The organism is Pseudomonas sp. R1-18 (assembly GCF_051132095.1).
Classification (GTDB): domain Bacteria; phylum Pseudomonadota; class Gammaproteobacteria; order Pseudomonadales; family Pseudomonadaceae; genus Aquipseudomonas.
This window is the reverse complement of the sequence record NZ_CP071658.1, coordinates 241,648-259,800: the sequence shown is the minus strand read 5'-3', so window position 1 is coordinate 259,800 and position 18,153 is coordinate 241,648. Positions and strand designations below refer to the sequence as shown.

At 60.6% G+C, this 18,153-nt stretch carries 15 protein-coding genes; 5 read left to right on the top strand and 10 right to left on the bottom strand.

The annotated features are described in order from the left end of the window. Position 1: 1 nt before the first annotated feature. Together ptsP and J3P77_RS01160 are read right to left on the bottom strand one after the other, a co-directional pair. The gene (gene ptsP / locus J3P77_RS01165) at positions 2-2,281 is read right to left on the bottom strand and encodes a phosphoenolpyruvate--protein phosphotransferase (protein ID WP_434679056.1); all 2,280 of its coding nucleotides are present in this window, start codon (positions 2,279-2,281) and stop codon (positions 2-4) included. A gap of 21 nt (positions 2,282-2,302) precedes the next feature. Next, entirely contained in the window at positions 2,303-2,782 is a 480-nt protein-coding gene (locus tag J3P77_RS01160; protein WP_434679054.1) for an RNA pyrophosphohydrolase, read from the bottom strand. Between the two features lie 142 nt (positions 2,783-2,924). Here J3P77_RS01160 and J3P77_RS01155 point away from each other — a divergent pair, with 142 nt between their 5' ends. Continuing rightward, positions 2,925-3,581 carry an HAD family hydrolase gene (locus J3P77_RS01155; protein WP_434679052.1) on the top strand — a complete coding sequence of 219 codons (657 nt, stop codon included), beginning with the start codon at positions 2,925-2,927 and terminating at the stop codon, positions 3,579-3,581. Positions 3,582-3,588: 7 nt separating this feature from the next. Here the strand turns inward: J3P77_RS01155 and J3P77_RS01150 are convergent, their stop codons facing one another. Both J3P77_RS01150 and ilvA read right to left on the bottom strand, forming a co-directional pair. Then, positions 3,589-4,017, bottom strand: a complete 429-nt coding sequence (locus tag J3P77_RS01150; protein WP_434679051.1) for a DUF2269 family protein — start codon at positions 4,015-4,017, stop codon at positions 3,589-3,591. Positions 4,018-4,230: 213 nt separating this feature from the next. Continuing rightward, complete coding sequence (gene ilvA, locus J3P77_RS01145; protein WP_434679050.1) at positions 4,231-5,745, bottom strand: threonine ammonia-lyase, biosynthetic; 1,515 nt, start codon at positions 5,743-5,745, stop codon at positions 4,231-4,233. Positions 5,746-5,967: 222 nt separating this feature from the next. Between ilvA and rpiA the strand changes: the two genes are divergently transcribed. Next, the gene (gene rpiA / locus J3P77_RS01140) at positions 5,968-6,639 is read left to right on the top strand and encodes a ribose-5-phosphate isomerase RpiA (protein WP_434679049.1); all 672 of its coding nucleotides are present in this window, start codon (positions 5,968-5,970) and stop codon (positions 6,637-6,639) included. 383 nt (positions 6,640-7,022) lie between these two features. Here rpiA and J3P77_RS01135 read toward each other — a convergent pair whose 3' ends face one another. The 4 genes from J3P77_RS01135 to J3P77_RS01120 all read right to left on the bottom strand — a co-directional run bounded on the left by J3P77_RS01135 (position 7,023) and on the right by J3P77_RS01120 (position 11,239). Next, positions 7,023-7,928 carry an SdiA-regulated domain-containing protein gene (locus tag J3P77_RS01135; protein ID WP_434679048.1) on the bottom strand — a complete coding sequence of 302 codons (906 nt, stop codon included), beginning with the start codon at positions 7,926-7,928 and terminating at the stop codon, positions 7,023-7,025. 96 nt (positions 7,929-8,024) lie between these two features. Further along, the gene (locus J3P77_RS01130) at positions 8,025-8,957 is read right to left on the bottom strand and encodes an SdiA-regulated domain-containing protein (protein ID WP_434679047.1); all 933 of its coding nucleotides are present in this window, start codon (positions 8,955-8,957) and stop codon (positions 8,025-8,027) included. Positions 8,958-9,131: 174 nt separating this feature from the next. Then, complete coding sequence (locus J3P77_RS01125; protein ID WP_434679046.1) at positions 9,132-9,797, bottom strand: fumarylacetoacetate hydrolase family protein; 666 nt, start codon at positions 9,795-9,797, stop codon at positions 9,132-9,134. A 47-nt stretch (positions 9,798-9,844) separates the two neighbouring features. Further along, positions 9,845-11,239, bottom strand: coding sequence for an FAD-binding oxidoreductase (locus J3P77_RS01120; protein WP_434679045.1), 1,395 nt, complete (start codon positions 11,237-11,239; stop codon positions 9,845-9,847). 157 nt (positions 11,240-11,396) lie between these two features. Here J3P77_RS01120 and serA point away from each other — a divergent pair, with 157 nt between their 5' ends. Then, positions 11,397-12,626, top strand: a complete 1,230-nt coding sequence (gene serA / locus J3P77_RS01115; RefSeq protein ID WP_434679043.1) for a phosphoglycerate dehydrogenase — start codon at positions 11,397-11,399, stop codon at positions 12,624-12,626. A 321-nt stretch (positions 12,627-12,947) separates the two neighbouring features. On the opposite strand, the gene J3P77_RS01110 is transcribed toward serA, so the two are convergent. Continuing rightward, positions 12,948-13,583 carry a 2OG-Fe(II) oxygenase gene (locus J3P77_RS01110; protein WP_434681823.1) on the bottom strand — a complete coding sequence of 212 codons (636 nt, stop codon included), beginning with the start codon at positions 13,581-13,583 and terminating at the stop codon, positions 12,948-12,950. 142 nt (positions 13,584-13,725) lie between these two features. Here J3P77_RS01110 and J3P77_RS01105 point away from each other — a divergent pair, with 142 nt between their 5' ends. Beyond that, positions 13,726-14,478: a DUF2059 domain-containing protein gene (locus tag J3P77_RS01105; protein WP_434679042.1), complete on the top strand. Its 753-nt coding sequence runs from the start codon at positions 13,726-13,728 to the stop codon at positions 14,476-14,478. 39 nt (positions 14,479-14,517) lie between these two features. Here the strand turns inward: J3P77_RS01105 and J3P77_RS01100 are convergent, their stop codons facing one another. Then, positions 14,518-15,459 (bottom strand): alpha/beta hydrolase, encoded by a 942-nt coding sequence (locus J3P77_RS01100; RefSeq protein ID WP_434679041.1) that lies wholly within the window; start codon positions 15,457-15,459, stop codon positions 14,518-14,520. Between the two features lie 203 nt (positions 15,460-15,662). Here J3P77_RS01100 and J3P77_RS01095 point away from each other — a divergent pair, with 203 nt between their 5' ends. Further along, positions 15,663-18,044 carry a penicillin acylase family protein gene (locus tag J3P77_RS01095; RefSeq protein WP_434679040.1) on the top strand — a complete coding sequence of 794 codons (2,382 nt, stop codon included), beginning with the start codon at positions 15,663-15,665 and terminating at the stop codon, positions 18,042-18,044. Positions 18,045-18,153: the final 109 nt, after the last annotated feature.

Genomic DNA, 18,153 nt, shown 5'->3' with positions numbered 1-18,153 from the left:
GCTAGTGCCCTTTGACTGAGCCGGGATTGATCATCCGCGACAGGCCCAGATTCTTCAGGGCCAGCTGAAGCGAACTGCTGATGACCTGCGGATTGTCGTTGGTCATCAATTGCGCCAACAGCTCCTTGGCCTTGCTCAGATGGATCTGACGCAGCATCCACTTTACTTTGGGCAGGTTGGTGGCGTTCATAGACAGACTATCGAACCCCATCGCCATCAACAGCACTGCGGCTGCGGGGTCACCCGCCATTTCGCCGCAGATGCTGATCGGCTTGCCTTCGGCATGGGCATCACGCACCACGCTTTGCAGGGCTTGCAGCACGGCGGGATGCAGATAGTCGTACAGATCGGCGACGCGCGGGTTATTGCGGTCGACCGCCAGCAGATATTGCGTGAGGTCGTTGGAGCCCACTGACAGGAAGTCCACCTGACGCGCCAGATCTCGGGTCTGGTAGACCGCCGCCGGCACTTCGATCATCACCCCGACCGGTGGCATCGGCACGTCGGTGCCTTCGTCGCGCACTTCGCCCCATGCCCGATGGATGAGGTGCAGCGCTTCTTCCACTTCGTGGGTGCTGGAAATCATCGGCAGCAGGATGCGCAGGTTGTTCAGACCCTCGCTGGCCTTGAGCATGGCGCGGGTCTGGACCAGAAAGATCTCCGGGTGATCGAGGGTGACGCGAATGCCCCGCCAGCCCAGGAACGGGTTTTCTTCCTTGATCGGAAAGTAGGACAGAGCCTTGTCGCCGCCGATATCCAGACTACGCATCGTGACCGGCAGCGGATGGAAAGCGACCAGCTGTTCGCGGTAGATCGCCAGCTGTTCTTTCTCGCTGGGAAAGCGCTGGTTGATCATGAACGGCACTTCGGTGCGGTACAGCCCGACGCCTTCGGCACCGCGCTGCTGAGCGCGCGCGACGTCGGCAAGCAGGCCGGTGTTGACCCAGAGCGGCATGCGATGGCCATCAAGGGTTACGCAGGGCAGCTCACGCAGGGCATCCAGCCCTTCGGACAGCTGGCGCTCTTCCTCCACCACCTTGGTGAACTGCTTGCGCATGATGTCGCTGGGGTTGGTGAACACTTCACCGTGATACCCGTCTACAATCAGATCGATACCGTCGACCTTGGAATAAGGAAAGTCGACCAGACCCATAACCGTCGGAATGCCCATGGCCCGCGCGAGAATCGCGACATGGGAGTTGCCCGAGCCCTGGACCGAAACCAGGCCGACCAGCTTACCCTCCGGCACTTCACCCAGCATGGCCGGCGACAGTTCTTCGCTGACCAGAATCGTGTTGTCGGGGTAGACCAGCGCCTGCTGCCGCGCTTCCTGAAGATAAGCCAGCAGGCGGCGACCGAGGTCCTTGACGTCGGAGGCGCGCTCGCGCAGGTAAGCATCATCCATCAGCTCGAAGCGTTTGACGTGTTCGTTGACCACCGAGCGCAACGCACCTTGTGCCCACTGGCCGGTCTTGATGACGTTGGTGACTTCACTGCCCAGCGAGGCATCGTCGAGCATCATCAGGTAAACATCGAATAACGCACGCTCTTCAGGGCGAAGTTGCGTGGCGAGCTTGGCGGACAGGGTGCGCATGTCGCTGCGTACGCCTTCCAGCGCGTTCTGGAACAGCGCCAGTTCGGCATCAATGTCCGTGACCGTCTTGTCGGGGACGACTTCAAGATCGGCGGGCGGCAGCATCACCACCGCCACACCGACCGCCGCGCCCGGCGAACCGGGGACGCCGACGAATTTGGCTTCCTGAATGCCTTTGCCCTGACGACCCAGACCGCGAATCGATCCGGTCGCCTCGGCGTGAGCAATAACGCCGGCCAACTGCGCACTCATGGTGACCAGGAAGGCTTCTTCACCTTCGTCGAACTGGCGACGTTCCTTCTGCTGGATTACCAGTACGCCCACGACCCGGCGGTGGTGAATGATCGGCGCGCCCAGGAAAGATGCATAACGCTCTTCGCCGGTTTCGGCAAAGTAGCGGTAGCGCGGGTGATCCGCGGCGTTTTCGAGGTTGAGGGGTTCTTCGCGGGTGCCGACCAGGCCGACCAGGCCTTCGTTCGGCGCCATGCTGACCTTGCCGATGGAGCGCTTGTTCAGACCTTCGGACGCCATCAGCACAAAACGGTTGGTTTCGGGATCCAGCAGATAGACCGAGCAGACCTGGCTGCCCATGGCTTCCTTGACCCGTAGCACAATAATGCCCAACGCCGCCTTCAGATCCTTGGCGGAGTTAACTTCCTGGACGATCTTGCGCAACGTATTGAGCATGGCTCTGGGTCGAACTCCGTGTCAGTCGCGCGATAAAAGGCGCGGGGCAAGCTCTTTGAGTGCGCGTCGATACACCTCGCGCTTGAATGTCACCACCTGGCCTAGCGGATACCAATAGCTGACCCAACGCCAACCATCGAACTCCGGCTTCCCGGTCAAATCCATCCGCACCCGCTGCTCGTTGGAGATCAGGCGCAGGAGAAACCATTTTTGCTTTTGACCGATGCACAGCGGTTGGCTATGAGTACGGACCAGTCGTTGCGGCAGACGATAGCGCAGCCAGCCTCGGGTACAGGCGAGGATTTCCACATCCTGTCGTTCGAGTCCGACCTCTTCGTTCAGCTCACGGTAGAGCGCGTCTTCCGGCGTCTCCTGCGGGTTGATACCACCCTGCGGAAACTGCCAGGCATCTTGGTTAATACGCCGAGCCCATAAGACCTGACCAGCATCGTTTGTCAGAATAATCCCGACATTAGGACGGAAACCATCGGGGTCGATCACGGCAACAACCTCGCAAACGCATGTCGCCGCATTGTTCCACAAAGGCGATCAAACCAGCAACGAGGCTTAGCACCTTATGTGAAGACTTGTGAAAACCTCGTATTCTTGGCCTCTTTCTTCAGAAATTTCAGCGAGTAACCGCATGCGCCTGGCTCTATTCGACCTCGACAACACGCTTCTGGGTGGTGACAGCGACCACGCCTGGGGAGATTACCTGTGCGAGCGCGGCATCCTTGATACCGCCACCTACAAAACCCGCAATGACGAGTTCTACCAGGACTATCTGGCCGGCACGCTGAACCTGACCGACTACCTGAACTTCACCCTGGAAATCCTTGGCCGTACCGAAATGGCGCAACTGGATGAATGGCACCGCGATTTCATGCGCGACTGCATCGAGCCGATCATTCTGCCCAAGGCGCTGGAGCTGATCGCCCGGCACCGCGAGGCGGGCGACAAACTGGTGGTCATCACGGCCACCAATCGTTTCGTGACCGGTCCGATCGTCGAGCGTCTGGGCATCGAAACGCTGCTGGCCACCGAATGCGAGGTGGCGGGCGGACACTACACAGGCCGGACCACCGGCGTGCCATGCTTCCGCGAAGGCAAGGTGACGCGCCTGAACATGTGGCTTGAAGAAAGCGGGTTGAGCCTGGACGACAGTTATTTCTACAGCGACTCGCTGAACGATCTGCCGCTGCTGGAACAGGTCGCCAACCCGGTCGCGGTGGATCCGGACCCTAAACTGCGTGCCGAAGCCGAGAAACGCGGCTGGCCGGTCATCACCCTGCGCAAATAACGGTCGTTCAGGCCGGCCTGAGCCCCATCAGGCCGGCAATCGCCACGAAACACACGGCGCAGACGACGGCCAGAGCCCAAGTGAAGCGAGCATTATCCGTGGTGGTACCCAACCGCAGACGGTTGAGCCGTGTGACCAGCCATACCCAGCTGAATATGGCCAGGGTATAGAGCAGACTGCTGGCGAGAATCCACGTCTGCCCCAGCGACATTCCGACCAGATGCACCAGCCACCAGCCAGTAAACGGCAGAATCGCCAGAGCCACCGCCATCAGAATCCAGGCGAATAGCAGAGGGCGTTGCAGAAAGCGGGTGTGCGCGTCAGCGTCGTGCGCCGCGCGAATTTTGACCAACCCACCGGCGAGCCCGAGAACACTGAGCAGCACAGTGGCGATGGCGGCTATATGCAGGGTTTTCAGAGCAATGATCAGGTCCATGGCAAAACACTCCTTCCAGATCGAGCCCGATAGAGTTTAGCAGCAGGACGGAGATATCCAGGTAGCCTGGCCTCTGCGAATGCGCGCGGTCCTCTGTGGGAGGGAGCTTGCTCGCGACGGCGTATTTTCGACCGGTACCTGTGTTGTGAATGTGTCGGCCTCGTCGCGAGCAAGCTCCCTCCCACTGGTACTGCGGCGTCTAGGGCGGGAGCATTACCCCAAAAACAACCGATACGCCGGATTATGGGTTTCATCCCAATACGGGTAGCCGATCTCGTCCAGCGCCTGACCGACCAGGTGGCGTTCGTCTTCCGGCACCACCAGCCCGGCGACCACACGGCCGTCGGCGGCGCCGTGGTTGCGGTAGTGGAACATCGAAATGGTCCAGCGCCCGCCCAGCCGGTTGAGGAAGTTGAACAGCGCCCCCGGCCGCTCGGGGAATTCGAAACGCAGCACCACTTCATCGCTGACCCGCTCGGCATGCCCGCCGACCATGTGGCGGATGTGCAGCTTGGCCAGCTCGTTGTCGGTCAGGTCCAGCACCGGAAAGCCCTGGCCGGTGAGGCTGGCGATCAACGCATGCTTTGGGTCGGTGACCGGGTGGGTCTGCACGCCGACGAAGATGTGCGCCTCGCGGTCGGTGTGGTAGCGGTAGTTGAATTCGGTGATCTGCCGCTTGCCGATGGCCTGGCAGAACGCCTTGAAGCTGCCCGGCTGCTCGGGAATGGTCACCGCGATGATGGCTTCGCGACCTTCGCCCAGCTCGGCGCGTTCGGCGACGTGGCGCAGGCGGTCGAAGTTGACGTTGGCGCCTGAGTCGATGGCCACCAGGGTCTGGCCGCTGATGCCGCGCTGCTCGACGTACTTCTTGATCCCGGCCACGCCCAGCGCGCCGGCCGGTTCGGTGATCGAGCGGGTGTCGTCGTAGATGTCCTTGATCGCCGCGCAGATCTCGTCGGTGCTCACGGTGATCACCTCGTCGACATACTGGCGGCACACTTCAAACGTGTGATGGCCGATCTGCGCCACCGCCACGCCGTCGGCAAACAGCCCGACCTGGCTGAGCACCACGCGCTCGCCCGCCGCCATGGCGGCCTGCAGGCAGTTGGAGTCGTCCGGCTCGACGCCGATGATGCGGATCTCCGGACGCAGGTATTTGACGTACGCCGCAATGCCCGCAATCAGACCGCCGCCGCCCACCGGCACGAAGATCGCGTCCAGCGCGCCGGGCTGCTGGCGCAGGATTTCCATGGCCACCGTGCCCTGTCCGGCAATGGTGTCGGGATCGTCGTAGGGGTGGATGTACACCAGGCCCTGTTCATCGACCAGCTTCAGCGAATGGGCCAGCGCCTCGGGAAACGAATCCCCGTGCAGCAGCACCTGCGCGCCACGCGAGCGCACGCCTTCGACCTTGATCTCGGGCGTGGTCTTGGGCATCACGATGGTGGCGGCAATGCCCAGTTGCCGGGCAGCCAGCGCCAGCCCCTGCGCATGGTTGCCCGCCGAGGCGGTCACCACGCCCCGCGCCAGTTCTTCAGGCGAGAGCTGCGCCAGCTTGTTGTAGGCCCCGCGGATCTTGAAGGAAAACACCGGCTGCAGGTCTTCACGCTTGAGCAGCACCTGGTTGCCAAGCCGCTCGGACAGCTGACGCGCGCCATGCAGCGGGGTTTCGACGGCGACGTCGTAGACGCGGGAGGTGAGGATCTTCTTGACGTACTGTTCGAGCATCGGGGCGTCATCGCTGGCAACTGAGGCGGGGTTCGAAGTCTAGGTTTCTTGCCGTCGCGGCACAACCGAACCTGGTTATAATGCCGGCCTTCGCAAACTACCTCCCTGCAGGAGCGCGCTTGCCCGCGACCGAGTGCGAAGCGCTCGCAAATCTGCGAACGCTGTACGGACGGTCGCGGGCAAGCGCGCTTTTACAATCGCTCAAGGCACCTCGGAGCCCGCATGACCCAGGATCAGCTCAAACAGGCAGTCGCCCAAGCCGCTGTCGATTTCATCCTTCCGAAGCTTGATGACAAGAGCATCATCGGCGTCGGCACCGGCTCCACTGCCAATTGCTTCATCGACGCGCTGGCCAGGCACAAGGCAGCATTCGATGGCGCGGTCGCCAGCTCCGAGGCCACCGCTGCGCGCCTGAAGGGCCACGGCATTCCGGTTTATGAGCTCAATACAGTCAGCAATCTGGAGTTCTACATCGACGGTGCCGACGAAAGCGACGAGCACCTGCACCTGATCAAGGGCGGCGGCGCGGCGTTGACGCGCGAGAAGATCGTCGCCGCCGTGGCCGAAACCTTCATCTGCATCGCCGACGGCAGCAAGCTGGTTCCAGTGCTGGGCGCTTTCCCGTTACCGGTGGAAGTCATTCCAATGGCCCGCAGTCACGTGGCGCGTCAGTTGGTAAAGCTGGGTGGCGATCCGGTTTATCGCGAAGGTGTTCTGACCGATAACGGCAACATCATTCTTGATGTGCATAACATGAACATCATCAATCCGGTCGAACTGGAGGCACAGATCAATGCCATTGTCGGCGTGGTGACCAATGGCCTGTTCGCGGCGCGTCCGGCAGATCTGCTGTTGCTTGGCACTGCTGAAGGTGTGAAGACACTGACTCGCTGAGACGCTACTTGCTGGACGTGCGGCACCGTTATCAGCCTGACGTGTCCGGGTGGGCAGGGTCTGCTGCCGCTGCGCGGCAGATCGTCGGATCGCCGCCCACAGCAAGCTCCCACAAGAACCGCAGCGCTGCACGAACTGTAGGAGCTGGCTTGCCTGCGATCTGCCGGGAACCGGCAGCAAGATGGTTCATGCGGTATAAACAAGGTCGCCAGGATTACTGCCGCTACGCGCCAGATCGCGAGCCAGCTCACTCCCACGCCCTGCGGGCAGAATCAAAAGCGGATCGCGGGCACCAGAAGTTTCTGCCCGAGGGCGGTTTAGGGCTACCCCCCAAACATAGAATCTCCCACGGGCAACCAAGCTCCCACAGAGCGTGTCGACGTTCAGGGCTTGCGAAACACGTAGAACAGGTTCGGTTCGCTGACCAGATACAGGGTGCCCTGGTCATCCATGGCGATGCCTTCGGCCTGAGGCACGCTTTTGCTCAGGCCCATACTGCCGCCAGCCAGTGAACCGCTCCCTACTGGATGCCCTTCGGTGTCCAGTTCCACGATCTGCTTCGACTCGTCCGACAACGCCAGCAGATGGCCGCTTCGCTCGTCGAACTGAAGGCTCGACAGGTCTCTGACGAACAGCCGCGCGTTGCGTTTGCGGTCCGCCGTCACTTCTACGATGTCGGGCGCATCGCCCCCTACCTTCGGAAAACCCCTCACTTCAATGATCTGTACCGGCTCGCGCTCTTTGGCGATGAACAGCCGCTTGCCCTTGGAATCGTAGGCAAGACCCTCGTACCCTTTGTTGCCGCCGGCATCGATACCCAACGTCAACTGTTCGGCGGTCGCAGCGTCGAGCGATTGTGTGGCGTCGTCAATCTGCACCTTGATCAACCGCTGGCGGCGCTCATCGCTGATGACGTAGACGCCGGGGCTGATGTACTCGATCGCTTCCGAGTCGCCAAAACCGATCAAGGGGATTCGGCGAAGAGTACGGCCGTCCAGGCTCAACTCCGCAATGGCATTGCGCTGGTTGGTGACGGTAAAAAGACTTTTACGGTCCGGGTCGTAACTCAGAGCCGAAACGTCATCTTCCAGCCCTTCGATGGGCTGCGCTTCAATGACCGCGCGATACTGGCCCAGAGCAATGACTTCGCGGGACTCCGATTGCCAGAACATCTGCCAATTGAACACAGCACGCTCTGTGAAACGGTATCTGCGATCAACAACGAACAGCAGCGCAATCAGAACAGCCAGGACGAGAACGAGCAGTGAATATCGGTTGAGGCGACGCATTACATAAGCTCACAGTTTGATCAGCCAGCATGAATAGCATGCCAAAATGAACCCACGCTTAATGGCTTTATGCCTTGTCCGGCACGCTGGGGCACGTCAGTGCTTGCGATAGGAATAGAACAGGTTCGGTTCGCTGACTATGTACAACGTCCCTTCTTCATCGAGGGCTACGCCTTCCGCGCGCGGTATCGTGTCGGCAAGGCCGTTCATGCCGCCCAACAACGTCATGAAACTGACCTGTCTGCCCTCTTCATCCAGCTCCAGCAGCAGATGCGAATCAGCGGAGAGCACCAGAGTATGACCGGTGCGAGGGTCGATGCTCAGCGACGACAGATTACGCACGTCCAGTTCATTGCTCGACACACTGCGTTTGTTGCCGGTGAGAATCCGACCACCATCACTTTTCCAGGTGAAGATCTCCGCCGGCCGCTCTTCGCCAAGCAGTAACTGTTGCCGTGCCGGGTCCCAGGCCACACCCTCGAAACCCTTGTTCTGGTTGTCCGAAGTACCGAGGTCGTACTTCTGGGCGTCGGCGATTTCCAGCTCTGTCGTGTCGGCGGTTACCCTGGAAATGGTCAGCAGGTGCTGACGCTCATCAGTGATTGCGATCAGCCCGTCGTTGAGTACGGCAACACCTTCAGGGTTGCTCCACCCCGATAAAGGAATTTCGCGCAGCACATCGCCGGTCAGGCTCAGCTCTACAAGGAACGGCTTCTTGCCCATCACTGCAAACAGAGTCTTGGTCGCAGGGTTATAGGACAGATCCGAGGCTTCGTACTCTTTCATGCCCGGCAGCACCTTGGCGTCTATCGCGACATGGTAGTCAGGTAGCCAGATGCTGGCCTTGCGCTCGGCTTTGGTCTGGAAACCTTCTTGTAGCCAGAGCATTGCACGATCATCCCAATGCATGAGGAAAGCCAGCGCATAGCCAAGCACAACAACCAGAAATACCCAGGAATACCAGCGCAGATTCCGGATTCGAGCGAACCTCGACCGGCGAGCGGGCGGAGATGAGCTAGCAGTAGTCATTAACTGTTTCCAGGCGGGTTTGACGTCACTACGACGAAACTCTCCAGCGGAGAGCTGGCAGGATTATCCAGATCGATTGTGAAAAAAACGCCAATTGGTCGGATGCGCCTTGCAAAGGCAAAAAAACCGCCTGACGGTACTCCCTCAGGCAGTTCCAGACGCTGAAAGCAGGCCTTAGCGAACGACGGTTTCGTATCGGCTATGACCGGTCAGCTCCAGCACGATCTGGTCGCCGGCCTGGAACGGCCCTACACCGGCCGGGGTACCGGTCATGATGATGTCGCCGGCCTGCAGCGAGAAGTTGGCGGCCATGTGCTGAATCATCGGCACGATCGGGTTGAGCATCAGGCTGCTGTTGCCATCCTGCACGACCTTGTCGTTGATGGTCAGGCGTATGCCGATATCGGTCAGATCCGGATAGGTTTCAGCTGGCACGAACGGCGCGATCACCGCAGCCCCGTCAAAACACTTGGCCAGCTCCCACGGCAGGCCTTTCTCGCGCAAACGCGACTGGACGTCACGCAGGGTCAGATCCAGGCCCGGCGCAAAACCGCTGATGGCATCGATGACTTCCTCGGCCGAGGGCTTCTTGCTCAGCGGCTTGCCGATCAGCACGACGATCTCGGCTTCGTAATGCACCACACCACGGTCGGCCGGAATGCTGAAACCGCCTTCCAGTGCCACCACGCAGCTCCCCGGCTTCATGAAGATCAGCGGCTCGGTCGGCACCGGATTGCCCAGCTCCTTGGCATGCTCGGCATAGTTGCGACCGATGCAGACCACTTTACCCAGCGGGAAGTGGATGCTCGTTCCATCGACATATTTGTGCTGGTAGCTCATGACGTCTCCTGGGTCTTCTGGATATGGTTTTTATTAGGACACTAAGATCAAAGCGGGAAAATCTTGCCGGGGTTCATGATCCCGTTGGGGTCGAAGACCGCCTTCAAGGCTTTCATATATTCGATTTCCACCGGCGAGCGACTGTACGTCAGGTAATCACGTTTGGTCATCCCCACACCGTGTTCGGCGGAAATCGACCCGTTGTACTTCTCGACGGTTTCGAACACCCATTTATTGACTCTGGCGCATTTGACGAAGAACTCGTTCTTGTCCAGGTCCTGGGGTTTGAGAATGTTCAGGTGCAGGTTGCCGTCGCCGATGTGGCCATACCAGAGCACTTCGAAGTCCGGATAGTGTTCGCTGACAATCGCATCGATCTCGGCAAGAAACTCGGGCACTTTGGAGACGGTAACCGAGATGTCGTTCTTGTAGGGCGTGAAGTGGGAGATGGTTTCGGAGATGTATTCGCGCAGCTTCCACAGGTTGCGTAGCTGCTGTTCGCTCTGACTCATAACGCCGTCAAGCACCCAACCCTGCTCGACACAGTGTTCGAAGGTTGCCAGCGCGTCCTCGGCCAGCTCAGGCGTTGCGGCCTCAAACTCAAGCAGGACGTAGAACGGACACGGCGTATCGAACGGGGACGGCACGTCGCCACGCGCCATGACGCGAGCGAAGGACTTGTCGGAAAAGAACTCGAAAGCCGTCAGGTCGATCTTGCCGTGGAAGGCGTGCAGCACCGGCATGATGGAGTTGAAGTCAGCCGTGCCCAGCACCATCGCGGTCAGGTTGCGCGGAGCCCGGTCCAGACGCATGGTCGCCTCGACCACGAAACCCAGCGTACCTTCGGAGCCGATGAACAACTGGCGCATGTCGTAGCCGGTGGCGTTCTTGATCAGGTCTTTGTTGAGTTCCAGCACGTCGCCCTTGCCGGTGACAACCTTGAGGCCCGCAACCCAGTTGCGGGTCATGCCGTAGCGAATCACCTTGATCCCACCGGCGTTGGTGCCAATGTTGCCGCCGATCTGACTGGAACCCGATGACGCGAAATCCACCGGGTAATACAAGCCGTTTTCCTCTGCCAGAGCCTGCAGCTGGCGGGTGATGACACCTGGCTGGCACACGACCGTGCGGTCTGTGAGGTTGAGATCGAGCACCTGATTCATATAGTCGAAGGACACCACGACTTCGCCGTTGGCGGCCACCGCGGCAGCAGACAATCCGGTGCGACCGCCCGATGGCACCAAGGCGACACGGCGCTCGTTGGCCCAGCGCACGATGGCCTGGACTTGCTCGGTGGTCTTCGGAAATACGATGGCGCTGGGGGCCGGCGCGAACTGTTTGGTCCAGTCCTTGCCATAGTTCTCCAGCGAGGCGGTATCGGTCAGCACCTTGCCGGGGTCGACAAGGGCCTTCAGCTCGTCAATCAAAACGGGATTGTCCATCGACTCAACTCTCGAACCATTCATGGGCATCCTGAGAACGGTTCACGTTCAGGAATGAGGTTTCGCGGGGTCCTTATGCTAGCATACGACCCCCGTGAATCGTGCCTATGGCCGATCCGGCCCCCTGCCAATTTCTCCGGGACACAGGTTTACGCAGATGAGCAAGACTTCCCTCGACAAGAGCAAGATCAAGTTCCTTCTTCTCGAAGGCGTCCACCAATCCGCCGTCGACGTCCTCAAGGCCGCCGGTTACACCAGCATCGAATACCACACCAAGTCGCTGCCGGAAGCCGAGCTGAAGGAAAAGATTGCCGACGCCCACTTCATCGGTATCCGCTCCCGTACTCAGTTGACCGAAGAGCTGTTCGATTGCGCAAAGAAACTGGTCGCGGTCGGCTGCTTCTGCATCGGCACCAACCAGGTTGACCTCAACGCAGCGCGCGAGCGCGGTATCGCGGTGTTCAACGCGCCGTATTCCAACACGCGCTCGGTGGCCGAACTGGTTCTGGCCGAAGCCATCCTGCTGCTGCGTGGCATCCCCGAGAAAAATGCGTCCTGCCACCGTGGCGGCTGGATCAAGAGCGCGGCCAACTCGTTTGAAATCCGCGGCAAGAAGCTGGGCATCATCGGCTACGGCTCGATCGGCACCCAGTTGTCGGTCCTGGCCGAAGGTCTGGGCATGCAGGTCTACTTCTATGACACGCTGACCAAGCTGCCGCTGGGCAACGCCACTCAGGTGGCCAGCCTGACCGAGCTGCTGGGCATGTCCGACATCGTCACTCTGCACGTTCCGGAAACTTCGGAAACCCAGTGGATGATCGGCGAGAAGGAAATCCGTGCCATGAAGAAAGGCGCCATCCTGATCAACGCTGCGCGCGGTACTGTGGTCGAGCTCGACGCTCTGGCGGACGCGATCAAGGACAAACACCTGATCGGCGCGGCCATTGACGTGTTCCCGGTCGAGCCGCGCTCCAACGACGACATCTTCGAAAGCCCGCTGCGTGGCCTGGACAACGTGATCCTGACTCCACACATCGGCGGCTCCACTGCCGAAGCCCAGGCCAACATTGGTCTGGAAGTCGCGGAGAAACTGGTCAAGTACAGCGACAACGGTACTTCGGTGTCGTCGGTCAACTTCCCGGAAGTTGCCCTGCCTGCTCACCCCGGCAAGCACCGCCTGCTGCACATCCACGAAAACATCCCGGGCGTGCTCAGCGAGATCAACAAAGTCTTTGCGGAAAACGGCATCAACATTTCCGGTCAGTTCCTGCAGACCAACGAGAAGGTCGGCTACGTGGTCATCGACGTCGATGCCGAGTACTCGGACCTGGCGCAAGAGAAGCTGCAACAGATCAAAGGCACCATTCGTAGCCGCGTTCTGTTCTGATTTTTTCGACGCACATAAAAAAGGAGACCTTCGGGTCTCCTTTTGCGCTTAAAGGTGGTCACCGAATCCGTGGGATGGAGCTTGCTCGCGACGGCGATATACCGTCTTGCCCAGTAGTGACTGACACCCCGCCGTCGCCAGCAAGCTGCCTCCCACAAAAAATCTCGCCGCCCTGGCTCTCCTGAAACGATGGTAGGAGCGCGCTTGCCCGCGACTGCAACATACCTTCCTGCCCAGTAGTGACTGACACTCCGCCGTCGCCAGCAAGCTGCCTCCCACAAAAAATCTCACCGATGTGGCATCGCAGTCGCGGGCAGAACTTCACACGAACAAATCATTGCCCCGTCGCCTGAACCAGCCGGTAAGTGACAGCCGATCCCGCGTAGCCGGCAGCACCTCATGCGGCACCTCGCCCGACAGAAACACCACCAGACTGCCCCCGACCGGCTGCACGTCGCGCACCACGTCATCCTTGAGGTACATGCGCAACTGGCCGCCATGATCCGGCAGCCAGGCGTCATTGAGGTACAGCACCGCTGAAACCATACGCTTGTCATCATCGCGAAAGCGGTCGACATGGCGCAGGTAGAAGGCTCCCGGCGGGTATTGGGCGAAGTGGCTTTCGAAATCCTCAAGCCCCAGAAACAGGCCGCGATTCAACGCCAGCCGCAGGCTATCCATCAATTCCATGTAGTGGTCGCAGCACTCGGCCTGTCCAGGCTCAAGCCACTGAATGCGATCCCCGCGAATGCCCTCGCGCACTTCCTGGGCCACGCCTCTTCCGATCCCGGCAGGCTCAAGCTCGCCTTGGGCTGCACGTTTGCGGCACTCTTGCGCCAGTTCACGGGTCAGACTTTCGGGCAGGAAAATATCCTGCTGGGACCAGCCACGAGTGGCGAGGTCGTCGACTATCTGGAGCAGCAGCGGGTGATCGGTAGGTATGCGCATGGCGTGCATAGTATCCATAAGCCCCGTGCTCCAACAGAGGCGTGCATACAGCATTGTGGTGCGCAGGAGTTTTCATTCGGCAGGGGCAGTCATAACTCGACAAAGCCCCGGCAACACCCCGAGAATAGCGGCCTGCCGACAGGAGTCCCTAATGCGTCGTTTGTTTTTTTTGCTGTTGATGTGCTGCGCTTTGCCTGCCTGGGCAGACAGCTACGATCTGTTGTACAAGGCCGCCGGCTGGCCAGAGCAACGCGCGCATTTCAGCGAGGCGGTAAAAGCCGCGCAGCAGCGCTACAAAAACAATCTGCCGCCGGCAGTTTTTCAGGCGCTGGTAAGCAACAGCAATCAGCGCTTCGCACCGCAAGCCATGGATCAGCGCGCCGAAAAACGGCTGCGTGAAACCCTGAAGGACCCGGCCCCCGCGCTGCAATTTTTCCAGACTCCGCTGGGGCGCAAGATCGTCAACGCCGAGCTCACCGCCACTCGACCCGATCAGCTCGCCAAGCACGCTCAAGGCCTGCCGGTGATTCAGGCCGACGCCACGCGCCAACTATTGATCGGCCACCTGGCCCAGGCACTGCCGGCCAAACAGGCCGGTGCCGAAGTCAGTCTTGCCATTGCAGGCGTTGCCGCCGACAGCCTGAGCCAGATGATTCCCGGCCTTCTGGGCGGTGGACAGGCGCAAGGCATGCTCGAAGGCCAGCGCGAACGCCTGATGGCGCAGATCAGCGCCGACCTCAACAACACGCTGCTCTACGTCTACCGCGATCTGTCCGATCCCGAACTCGAAGAATTCTCCACCTTCGCCGAGTCACCCGAAGGCAAAGCCTATTACCAGGCCGCCCTCGCCGCGATTCGCGCCGGCCTGGCGGTTGGTCAGAACGCATCGAGTCTGGCGAACTAAGCCCACGGCACCTGTGCTGCTATCAAAAGGCCGAGCGTTTCAGTTCATTCGGCCGCTCAGAAACTCGAAGTACCTTGCCCGCAACTCCGGCGATTCATTGGCCAGGTGATGGCGTGCCTGATCCAGTATCAGGATCTCCGGCTCGCGGAACTTGGCCTTGAGGATGGTGAGGTTGTGCAGCCAGTCGACGGTCATGTCGGCATCGCCCTGGATGATGATCGGGCTGCGAGCACAGGCTGGCGCGCGCTCTATGCGCACGATCCACTGGGCCAGCGCGCCTACCCAGGCGGTGGGCAGGCGGCGCGGCTGAAGCGGATCGGCGAGCAGGAACGGCAAAAAAGCCGGTGCGTTGGAATTTTCCGTGAAGCGTCGGGCGATGCCTTTTACGAATGGTTTGAGCGCGTAATAGCTCAGCCGTGACCAGCCCCACGCCCGTGGTCGCACCAGCGGCGACAGCAGGATGACCTTGCCTTGTGCCGGGCTGTCTGCGCCGCGATGAAGCAAATGATCGATAACGATCGCGCCGCCGGTGCTTTGCCCGCACAGGTGCCACGGATGCGGCAGTTTCAACGCCTCGGCTTCGTTCATGAGGCGCTGCAACACCGCCTGGTACTCGGCGAAATCATTGATGCTCGCGCGGCTGCCGCTGGACAGCCCATGACCGGGCAGGTCGCAGGAAATCACCGCAAAACCTTGCGCAAGCGCCCAGTCGATGACATGGCGGTACAGGCCCATGTGGTCGTAGAAACCGTGGAACAGAAACATCGTCGCCACGGGTTTTTCGGGCAACCAGACCTGACCGACAATCTCATAGCCGTCCACATCCAGGCGTCCCAGCCAACTGTAAATCAACCTGTCCCCGCCCACGCTCGCCAGATCATAGAAACGCTGATAAGCCTGGCCAGGTTCAGTCAGCGGGTCTTGGGCATTCAGCGGAAGCAGGCTGGCGCGTAGGTTGTCGGGGTCGAACGTTACAGACATTAGGGGATCCAGATCACGGCGTGGGCGGCTAAAGACGTGTGTCGATATTCATCTGTCTATGCAGGCATGGCAAGCTACGCCGCCGGAAACCGAAATGTCCGACATCAAATCTGCGCCGCCTCACGCACAATCATGCCGGTCAAGCGCAGCCAGCCGGCTGTTCGGTCTTCGACACTTTGTCCCAGGTCTTACAAGGAAGTCCGATGAAGCGCAGCCTCATCATCCTCGCCGTTGTCGTCGCCCTGCTGGGTGCCGTTGGCGGCTGGTACATCCACAGCAAACAGCCAGTGCGCGATGGCCAAATCGTCATCAGTCATTTGCAGGCGCCGGTCAGCGTGCGTTACGACGAGCGCGGCGTGCCGCACATCCGTGCCGAGCACGAAGCGGACATGTACCGCGCACTGGGTTACGTGCATGCACAGGATCGGCTGTTTCAGATGGAGATGTTGCGCCGTCTGGCGCGAGGCGAGCTGGCCGAAGTGATGGGCCCCAGACTGATCGATACCGACAGGCTGTTTCGCAGCCTGCGCATTCGCGAACATGCAGCCGCTTACGTTGCGCGCCAGAACAAGAGCACGCCAACGTGGCAAGCGCTGCAAGCCTACCTCGACGGAATCAACCAGTTTCAGAACAGCCGCCCACGGCCGATGGAGTTCGACGCGCTGGGCATCCCCAAACGTCCGTTCACTGCCGAGGACACGGTGAGCGTTGGCGGTTATCTCGCCTACAGTTTCGCAGCCGCCTTCCGCACCGAGCCGTTGCTTACTTACGTGCGCGATGAACTGGGGCCTGACTATCTGAAGGTTTTCGACCTTGACTGGCATCCGCAGGGTGTACTCGACGCCCGTCCCACCTTGAGCGACGCCGACTGGCACAGCCTCGACAAGCTGGCCGAGCTGAGTCTGGGCGCGCTACACAACGCCGGGCTGCCGCAGTTTGAAGGCAGCAACGCCTGGGCGATCGCCGGCAGCCGCACAGCAAGTGGCAAACCGATCCTCGCGGGCGACCCGCATATCCGGTTTTCGGTGCCGTCGGTGTGGTACGAAGCCCGGTTGTCAGCGCCGGGTTTCGAGCTTTACGGCCACCACCAGGCGCTCAACCCCTTCGCGTTTCTCGGTCATAACCTGGATTTCGGCTGGAGCCTGACCATGTTCCAGAACGATGACGTGGATCTGGTGGTGGAGAAGACCAATCCGGACAACCCCAATCAAGTCTGGTACCACGGGCAGTGGGTGGACATGACGCGCAGCGAGCAGCAGATCGCGGTCAAGGGGCAGGAGCCGGTGACGATCACCCTTCGCCAATCGCCACACGGCCCGATCGTCAACGATGCGATGGGCAAGCTGGCCGGCCAGGCCCCGGTCGCCATGTGGTGGTCGTTTCTGGAATCGCAGAATCCGGTGCTTGACGGCTTCTACGATCTTAACCGCGCAAACTCTCTGGCGAAGATGCGCGGCGCAGCGCAGAAAATCCAGTCGCCCGGCCTGAATCTGGTCTGGGCGAACGCCCAGGGCGATATCGGCTGGTGGGCGGCGGCACAACTACCGATCCGGCCGGAAGGGGTCAACCCGGCTTTCCTGCTGGACGGCAGCACGCCGCAGGCAGACAAGCTGGGGTTTTACCCGTTCAGCGCCAACCCGCAGGAAGAGAATCCGGCCCGCGGTTATATTGTGTCGGCCAACTTCCAGCCTCTGTCACCGACCGGCATGGCGATACCCGGCTACTACAACCCTGCCGAGCGGGGTCAGCAGCTTGATCGGCAGCTGAGCGAGCCGGGCATCAAGTGGGATCTCAAATCCAGCGCAGCGCTGCAGTTGGGCACGCGAACCGATTACGCGCCGGGCATCCTTCGTTCATGGCTACCGGAGCTGCGCAATGTTGCACAAGGGCCAATGGAGCAGGCGCTGGTCGAGAGACTGGCAGCCTGGCAAGGTGATTACCCGGTCGATTCCGTCGCCGCTACGCTGTTCAATCAGTTGCTGTTCGACGTGGTCGAGAAAGCTTTCCACGATGAACTAGGCGACGGAATGTTCGGGACGCTGCTCTCGACGCGGGCTCTGGATAGCGCCGTGCCCCGTCTGGCGGCCAATGCGCAGTCGCCTTGGTGGGATGACCGCGCTACGCCTGAGGTGGAGACACGCTCCGACATTCTCAAAGCTGCTTGGCGCAACAGTCTGGAGCGCTTGTCGTCGCTTTATGGGCAAGACCCGGCCCAATGGCACTGGGGCAAGGCGCACACGCTGACTCACGAACATCCGCTGGGCGCGCAAAAACCGCTGGACTGGTTGTTCAATGTCGGCCCGTTCGCCGCGCCGGGCAGCCACGAAGTGCCAAACAATCTGTCGGCACAGTTCAGACGAGCCCCGTGGCCGGTCACCTACGGCCCCTCCACTCGACGCCTGATCGACTTCGCAGACCCGGCGCACAGCCTTGGCATCAACCCGGTCGGCCAGAGCGGCGTGCCGTTCGACAAGCATTACGCCGATCAGGCCGAGGCATTTGTCAAAGGCGAGTACATGCCGCAGCGCTTGAGCGAGAAGGATGTGGCGGAGCACACCAAGGGGGTTTTGAGGTTGGTGCCGTAGGATTGCGATGGGCTGCGCCCTCCTCGCCAGCAAGCTGGCTCCCACATGAATCGCGGTACAACACGAACTGTAGGAGCCAGCTTGCTGGCGAGGGGCTGCGAAGCAGACC